General features: G+C 30.9%; 1 protein-coding gene. It reads left to right on the forward strand.

Annotation, left to right across the window (positions count from 1 at the left end; all coding sequences use genetic code 11):
* Positions 1–709 (forward strand): efflux RND transporter permease subunit (locus tag L988_RS05785; RefSeq protein WP_047382497.1); only part of this gene is annotated, 709 nt, incomplete at both ends.

Here is a 709-nt window from a genome sequence, read left to right on the forward strand (position 1 = left end):
GATAACATCAACATCAGCATTTGAAAGATCAACTGTAAGTATAGAGTTTGATTATGGTGTAAATATAGATTTAAAAAGAGGGGATGTTCAAAGAGAAATTGATGCAATCTCTGGAGAACTGCCAGATGATGCTTCAAAACCAGTGACTCAAAAATTATCTGCTGGTTCAGGAAACACAGCCATGATGCTAAGCATATCTAGTCCTAACTTCTTAGAATTGACATCATTTGTTAATGAGTTTATGACTCCAAGATTTGAAAAAATTATGGGTGTTGGAAAAGTCGACATTATTGGTGCACCAAAAAAAATAATAGAAATCCAATTTGATTCAAACAAACTATCCTCATATAGCTTAACACCAAACGAGTTATATGATTTAATAAAGACATCTTCTGTAAACATTCCATTAGGAGTTATTAAAACTGGTGGGAAAGATGTTGTAATAAGATTTATGGGAGAGTTTAATTACTTAGATGAGTTTGAAAATATGATTATCAGAAGTGATGGTAAAACAGTTAGATTAAAAGATATTGCTAATGTGGTATTGACTACTGAAGATCAAACTGAAATAACTAAACTTAACGAAAAACTATCAGTAATGTTAGTTATTGAGAAATCAACAGATGGAAATATCTTATCTATAACTGACAATGCTAAAATAGCATTAGAAGAGATGAAACCATACTTCCCAAATGGTGTAGAAGTAAAT

The sequence above is a fragment of the Cetobacterium sp. ZWU0022 genome (assembly GCF_000800875.1).
Classification (GTDB): domain Bacteria; phylum Fusobacteriota; class Fusobacteriia; order Fusobacteriales; family Fusobacteriaceae; genus Cetobacterium_A.